This is a genomic window from Actinomadura sp. NPDC048032, from assembly GCF_040653175.1.
GTDB classification, from domain to species: Bacteria; Actinomycetota; Actinomycetes; order Streptosporangiales; family Streptosporangiaceae; genus Spirillospora; species Spirillospora verrucosospora.
Map to the genome: position 1 here is coordinate 1 of NZ_JBEZJP010000452.1, position 6,491 is coordinate 6,491.

The window sequence follows — 6,491 nt, forward strand, 5'->3', positions numbered from 1 at the left end:
CGCGTGACCCTGCCTTCCGCCGGCAGGGCACTGCGGTTGGTCACTCTCACCTCCGGCTTCGCGATCGGCATGAGCGTGCTGGTGCCAGGGGCGACGCGCGCCGGGCGGGGACGCTCAGAGCGCCCTGAGGAACTTCGCCGCGATGGGGGCCGCGGCCTCGGCGCCGGTCCCGCCGCCCTCGACGATCACCGCGAAGGCGACGTCCTCGCGGTAGCCGATGAACCAGGCATGGGTCGGCGGGTTGTCGCCCCCGCCGAACTCCGCGGTGCCGGTCTTGCCCGCCGTGCCGGACGGGAAGCCGACGCCGGAGGCGGTGCCCTCGCTGACGACGGCCGGCATGAGGGCGTGCAGGGCCTTCTCGACGGCGGGCTCCAGCCGCTTCGGCGCCTCGGGCTTGCGGCCTCCGGCGTCGGCGGCCTGCGCGGCGAGGGACGGATCGACCAGGCGGGGCGAGCGCCAGGTGCCGTCGGCCGCGGCGGCGGCGACGCTCGCCATGTTGAGCGGGCTGGTCAGCACCTCGCCCTGCCCGAAGGACGCGGCGGCGAAGGCGGTGTCGTCCTTGTTGGCGGGGAACGCGGCGCGGACGGCGGGCAGCCCCGCGATGATCGGGGCGTTGAACCCGAACTGGGCGGCGACCTGGGCCAGCCGCTTCTCCCCGAGCTTGTCGACCGCGAGGCGCGCGAACGTGGTGTTGCAGGAGTGCGCGAACGCCTCGCGGAGCGGGACCGTCCCGAAGTCCTCGTGCTTGTAGTTGTGGAACGACCGGCCGCCGACCGCGGTGGTGGCCGGGCAGGCGACGGCCGTCGTCGGGGACATGCCGCCGGCGACGAGCGCGGCGGCCGTGACGACCTTGAACGTCGAGCCGGGCGGGTACCGGCCCATCAGCGCACGGTTGTAGCCGCCGGGCTGGTTCGCCACGGCGAGGATCTCGCCGGTGGACGGGCGCAGCGCCACCATGGACGCCGGCTCGGCCGCCCCCGCGACCGCCTGCCCGGCCGCGGCCTGCGCCTTCGGGTCGATGGTCGTCCTCACCGGCTTGCCCGCCGCGCCGCCGAAGCGCTGCAGCGTCTTCACCGGGACGCCCCCGGCGTCCGTGATCTGCACGGCGAGCGCGGGCGTGCCGGAGAGGCGCCGCTCGTACTGCTGCTGCAGGCCGTCCGCGCCCGCCGGGTCACCCTTGCGGTACGGGGCGCCGAGCTTGCCCGCCGCCTCGGCGGAGACGGGGCCCACCTGCCCGGCGAGCTGCCGGGCGGACCCGGACGGCGAGGACGAGAGGTCGCTGCCGTCCGCCGCGAGGACGGCGGCGCGGTCCGGCCAGGCGCGCGCGGCGCGCAGCCGCTGCCCTTCCTTGAGCTCCGGGTACATGACCTGCGGCGACCAGCGGACGAGCCAGTCGCCGTCCTTCTTCACCATCGGAAGCGATCCGTCGTACTTCCACACCCGGTCGCCCGCCAGCGTCACCTCGGCGCTGTAGGCCCCGCCGACCCTGCCGTCCTTGGGACGCCCCACGGACGCGACGGTGTAGCGCTGCCTGACGGCGCCGAGGTCGTCCCGCATCCGCGTGAAGCGCGTCTCGAAGTCGGCGGGCGGGGCGTCGGTGAGGGCCTTCATCGCGGCGGGGTCGCCGCCGCTCCAGGCCGCGAGGTAGCGCTCCGCGGCGTCCCTCGGATCGTCACCGTCGCGCAGGAACCACACCGCCCCCGCCCCCACGATCACGACCGCCGCCACGACCGCGGCGACGGCGAGCACACGGGATCGGCGCATCGTCGAACTCCTTCTCCCCCTGTCCGGCCCACCGGCCGGGCGATCCGCCGAGAGCGCGGATGACCGATGGGGGCACCAGGACACCAGGCGACGCCCGAAAAGTCCAAGATTGATATCGGTCCAGATGAATATCCGTTTTGGTATTATCCCTGCTCGTGAACCTCGTCGGGCATCTGCGGTGCTTCGTCGTCGTCGCCGAAGAACTGCACTTCGGCCGCGCGGCCGAGCGTCTCGGCATGGCGCAGCCGCCGCTGAGCCAGCGAATCCAGCGGCTGGAGAAGGAGCTCGGCGTGCGGTTGTTCGACCGGTCCAGCCGGCGGGTGCGGCTCACCCGGCGGGCTGCTGCTGGAGGAGGCACGTGACATCCTCACCCGCGTGGACCGCATCTACTCCGTCGCCGAGCGCGCCCGGCTGGGCGAGGTCGGGACGGTGCGCGCGGGCCTGCCGAGCGACCTCGGCGGCCGGGTGGTCGCCGCGCTGATCGCCGCGTTCCGGGAGCGCCGCCCGGACCTGCGGCTCGACCTGCGCGAGACGGGCACCGACCAGCAGATCCGCGCGCTCGCCGAGGGCGCGCTGGACGCCGGGGTGGTGCGGCACCCGTGCGACGCCCGCGGGCTGGAGCTCGGCCCGATGCTGGCACAGCCGCTCGGCGTGCTGCTGCCCGCCGGCGACGCCGCCGCGCGCCCGGACGCGCCCCCGGAGGTGCACCTGGCCGACCTCGGGACCCGCGACGTCGTCGTGCCGCCGCGCGAGGAGGCGCCCGGCGCCCACGACGAGGTGCTGGCGGGCTGCCGCCGGCACGGGTACGCGCCCGCGGCGGTCCACGAGGCGCGGCATCCGGGCTTCGCGCTCGGGCTCGTCCTCGCCGGGACGGCCGTGGCCCTCGTCCCCCGTACCGACGACACCGCCGGGGCGGTGTGGCGGCCGCTGGCGGGCGAGCCGCTCGCCTGGCGGACGTCGTGCGCCTGGCGGCGGGCCCGCGATCCCGAGCACGCGCGCGCCATCGCCGACTTCACCGCCGTCGCGACCGCGGTGCTGCGCGGCGAGGCCGGCATGACCCCGCTCGACCGCGCCCCCGCCCGCCGGGTCGTCCCGCGCCCGTCCTCCGGGTTCCTGGCATGAGCGAGGCGCCCGTCAGGAGGGCGAGCGCGGCCGAGCGGATCAACGCGGCGTTCCGGTCGGCGGGCGTGACCGGGGTCCTGCACGTCGTGGACATCGACACCGGGCGGGACGTCTCGGTCGGCGCGGACGAGCCGGTGGTGCTCGCGTCGGTGTTCAAGGTGCCGCTGCTCGTCGCGTTCCACCGGCAGGCCGCCGCGGGCGTGCTGGACCCGACCGAGCAGGTCACGCTGCGCCCGGACGACCGCACCGCCGGACCGACCGGGGTGTCGGCGCTGCTGGACGAGGTCCGCATGTCGCTGGCGACCTGACCTGCCTGATGATCACCGTCAGCGACAACGCCGCCGCCGACGTCGTCATGGACCGGGTCGGCCTGGACGCGGTCAACGCGACGGCCGCCGACCTGGGGCTCCGCGACACCGTCATCGAGGGCAACGGCCGCGACCTGCACGAGACCCTGCTCGCCGACGCCGGGGCGGGCAGCGTCGCCGAGGTCTGGGCGCGGCTCGACGAGCCGGGCCTGAAGGACCGGCTGCGCGCCCTCGACCCGCTCCGCACGAGCCGCAGCACGCCCCGCGACATGACCCGGCTGCTGTCGATGATCTGGCGGGACGAGGCCGCCCCGCCCGCCGAGTCGGCGGCGATGCGCCGCCTGTTCGGCCTCCAGGTCTGGCCGCACCGCCTCTCGTCCGGGTTCCCCTACGACGACGTCGTCGTCAGCGGCAAGACCGGCACCCTGCCGACCCTGCGCAACGAGGTGGGCGCCGTCGAGTACCCCGACGGGGGCCGCTACGCGGTGGCGGTCTTCACCAGGTCGACGCTGCCCGTCGCCGTCCTCCCGGAGGCCGACGCGGTCATCGGCTCCGCTGCCCGGATCGCCGTGGAGTCGCTCCGCCGCGCCTGAGCGCGGGGGGCGGCGCTCCTGTGCGGCGCGACCCTCTGATCCGGTGCGACGCGGGCACCACAGCACTCGCTTGGAAAACATAAGCTGTACCCCTGTTTTGGACGTTCTTGGGGAGTATTCGTTGCGGCTGCCGGAGCATCTGGAGCTACTGCTCACCGACGAGCCGGTGCTCGACGTCTACTCGCACGGCCCGTGGCGCGTCCCGGACGGGCTGTTCGAGGAGATCTCGGCGCGGATCGACGGGCTGGCGGCCGACCCGCGGGCCGTGGAGCTGACCACCGACGAGCACAAGCTGCTGACGCTGCCCGCGTCGCTCGTCACCGCGGAGATCTTCGGCATGCTGGCGTTCCTGCCGGGCGGCGGCGCGATCAAGGCGGGCTCGTGGTCGCAGCTCCCCGAGCGCCTGCTGCACCGGCACCTGGTCAACCCCGGCCCGCTCAGCACCCGCATGACGCGCTGGGACGCGCCGGGCGGGCGGTGGCGGCCCCCGGTGGACTGGCTCATCGAGGCGCCCGACCGGGCGCTGGCGATCGAGCTGGCCCGCGACTGCCTGTCGGTGCTGGAGGGCATCGAGCCGCTGGAGGAGCGGCGCAAGGCGCTGGTGCGCCTCTACGACGACCCGCCGGTCTGCGACGTGAACCTGCCGAAGACGGAACTGCGCGAGCACTGGCACGCGCACGCCGGCGACGACATCGTGGCGGCCGTGCCCGAGCTGCTCGGCCCGGTCGGCTACCTGGAGTGGGTGTGCGCGGGCCTGCTCGCCGCCTACGAGCACCTCATGGAGGCGGCGCCGCGCGAGGAGACCGTCGAGGTCCACCTGGTCCACCTGCTGCTCCAGGGCAGCATGGAGCAGGTCCCGGCCGAACTCGCGGTCGCGCTCGGCGAGGACCGGTACGGCGAGCTGCTCCAGCGGTTCACCGCGGAGCGCCGCGGGTTCAAGGCGGGCGCGTGGCAGGAGCGGACGCGGGCGTGGCTCGTCCGGGCGCTCGTCGCGGGCGCCGCCGACGCGTGCCGCGGCTGGCTCGACATGGCGATGCGCTTCGTCGCGATCGTGCAGGGCCTGCCGGGCGACCCGTGGTTCCCGAAGGCGGAGTGGATCCCGGTCGGCCAGTTCCAGACCGACCTGCGCCGCCTGTACGCGCCGCGCCGCCGCGTCGTGAACCCGCTCACCGAGACGCTGCGCAGCGTGCCCGCCTCCGACGCCGCGTCCGGGACGGCCGCGGGCGGCCGGGCGGAGATCGCCACGTCGCTGGTCGGGCAGCCGGAGGTGACCGCGGCGCTGGCCGAGCTCACCCGCGGCAACGCGCCGGTCCGGCTGCTGATCAGCGGGCCGGACGGCACCGGCAAGCGCGACGCCGCGCAGGATCTCGGCAGGGCGCTGGCGCTCGGCCGCGACCCGCACTGGGTCACCGACAACCTGTTCTCCGGGCAGCGCCTGTCGGACGCCGTCGCCAAGCTGCACGCCGACGCCCGCGACTGCGCCGGCGACCGGCTGCTGATCATCGAGGGCCTGGACGGGATCGTCGCCGACCCCGGCAACGGCGAGGCCCTTGCCGCCGAGCTGCACCGGCTCCTCGCCGTCCACCCCGACCTGAACCTGGTGGCGCTGTGCGACGCCGGCGGCGAGGAGCGGATCCGCGAGATCAATCCCGTCCTGCCGCAGCGTTTCCGGATCGCCCGCACCCGGCCGTTCACGGCGGCGGGCCACGCCGAGCTGTTCCGCCGCGCGCTGGAGGCCCGCGGCGCCCGCGGCACCCGCCCGGCGATCGAGGCGGCGGGCGCGCTGCTGGCCGCGACCACGCCGACGCAGACGCTGCGCAACGCGCGCCTCGCGCCGCATCTCGCCGACCAGGTCGTCGCCGCCGCGCGGGCCCGGCTCGGCGCCGCCGCGGCGGGCGCCGCGCCGGTCGTCCGCAAGCAGGACCTCCCGGCCGCGCTCGACACCGCGCAGGCCGCCGGCGACCCGCTGGCCGAGCTGCGCGAGCTCACCGGCCTGGAGAGCGTCAAGCACGAGATCGCCCTGCTCGTGGCGGGGACGCACGCGGCGCGGCTGCGCAGCGAGTCGGGCCTGCGGATCACGCCGCCGACCCGGCACATGGTGTTCACCGGCAACCCGGGCACCGGCAAGACGATGGTGGCCCGTCTGCTCGGCCGCATCTACAAGCGGCTCGGCGTCCTGTCGTCCGGGCACCTGGTGGAGGCGTCCCGCGCCCACCTCGTCGGCGAGTACATCGGGCAGACCGCGCCCCGCACGCGCCGCCTGGTGGAGCGCGCGGTCGGCGGCGTCCTGTTCATCGACGAGGCGTACACGCTGACGCAGTCGCCGCTGAAGGGCGACTACGGGCACGAGGCGATCGCCGAGCTGGTCAAGCTGATGGAGGACCACCGCGACGACCTCGTCGTGGTCGTGGCCGGCTACGAGCAGGAGATGGCCGAGTTCCTCGCCGCCAACCCCGGCCTGGACTCCCGGTTCCCCAAGCAGATCCACTTCCCCGACTACAGCGACGACGAGCTGATCACCGTGTTCGGCCGGCTCGCCGCCGCCGACGGCTTCGAGCTGGCCTCCGGCACCGAGGACGTCCTGCGCTCGATGCTGCGCCGCGCGCCCCGCGGCCCGTCCTTCGGCAACGGCCGCCTGATGCGCAACATGCTGGACGTGGCCGTCGCGAACCAGGCCGACCGCGTCGCCTCCGCCGCCGTCTCC

At 75.3% G+C, this 6,491-nt stretch carries 4 protein-coding genes and 1 pseudogene; 4 read left to right on the forward strand and 1 reads right to left on the reverse strand.

Going from position 1 to position 6,491, the window contains the following annotated elements; genetic code table 11:
• Positions 1 to 114: 114 nt before the first annotated feature.
• Complete coding sequence (locus AB0C69_RS36040) at positions 115 to 1,764, reverse strand: penicillin-binding transpeptidase domain-containing protein (RefSeq protein ID WP_360359890.1); 1,650 nt, start codon at positions 1,762 to 1,764, stop codon at positions 115 to 117.
• A 155-nt stretch (positions 1,765 to 1,919) separates the two neighbouring features.
• Here AB0C69_RS36040 and AB0C69_RS36045 point away from each other — a divergent pair, with 155 nt between their 5' ends.
• The 4 genes and pseudogenes from AB0C69_RS36045 to AB0C69_RS36060 all read left to right on the forward strand — a co-directional run.
• Complete coding sequence (locus AB0C69_RS36045; RefSeq protein ID WP_360359893.1) at positions 1,920 to 2,126, forward strand: LysR family transcriptional regulator; 207 nt, start codon at positions 1,920 to 1,922, stop codon at positions 2,124 to 2,126.
• 13 nt (positions 2,127 to 2,139) lie between these two features.
• Positions 2,140 to 2,886, forward strand: a complete 747-nt coding sequence (locus AB0C69_RS36050; protein WP_360359896.1) for a LysR family substrate-binding domain-containing protein — start codon at positions 2,140 to 2,142, stop codon at positions 2,884 to 2,886.
• Positions 2,883 to 3,787: pseudogene (locus AB0C69_RS36055) on the forward strand (serine hydrolase). Before AB0C69_RS36050 ends, AB0C69_RS36055 begins: the two are co-directional and overlap by 4 nt.
• A 121-nt stretch (positions 3,788 to 3,908) precedes the next feature.
• Positions 3,909 to 6,491, forward strand: a 2,583-nt coding sequence (locus AB0C69_RS36060; RefSeq protein WP_360359899.1) for an AAA family ATPase, incomplete at its 3' end; no start/stop codon positions are given.

What these genes read in the sequence shown, in the direction of transcription:
- AB0C69_RS36040 (WP_360359890.1), bottom strand. Translation starts at nt 1,764, where the DNA reads ATGCGCCGATCCCGTGTGCTCGCCGTCGCCGCGGTCGTGGCGGCGGTC.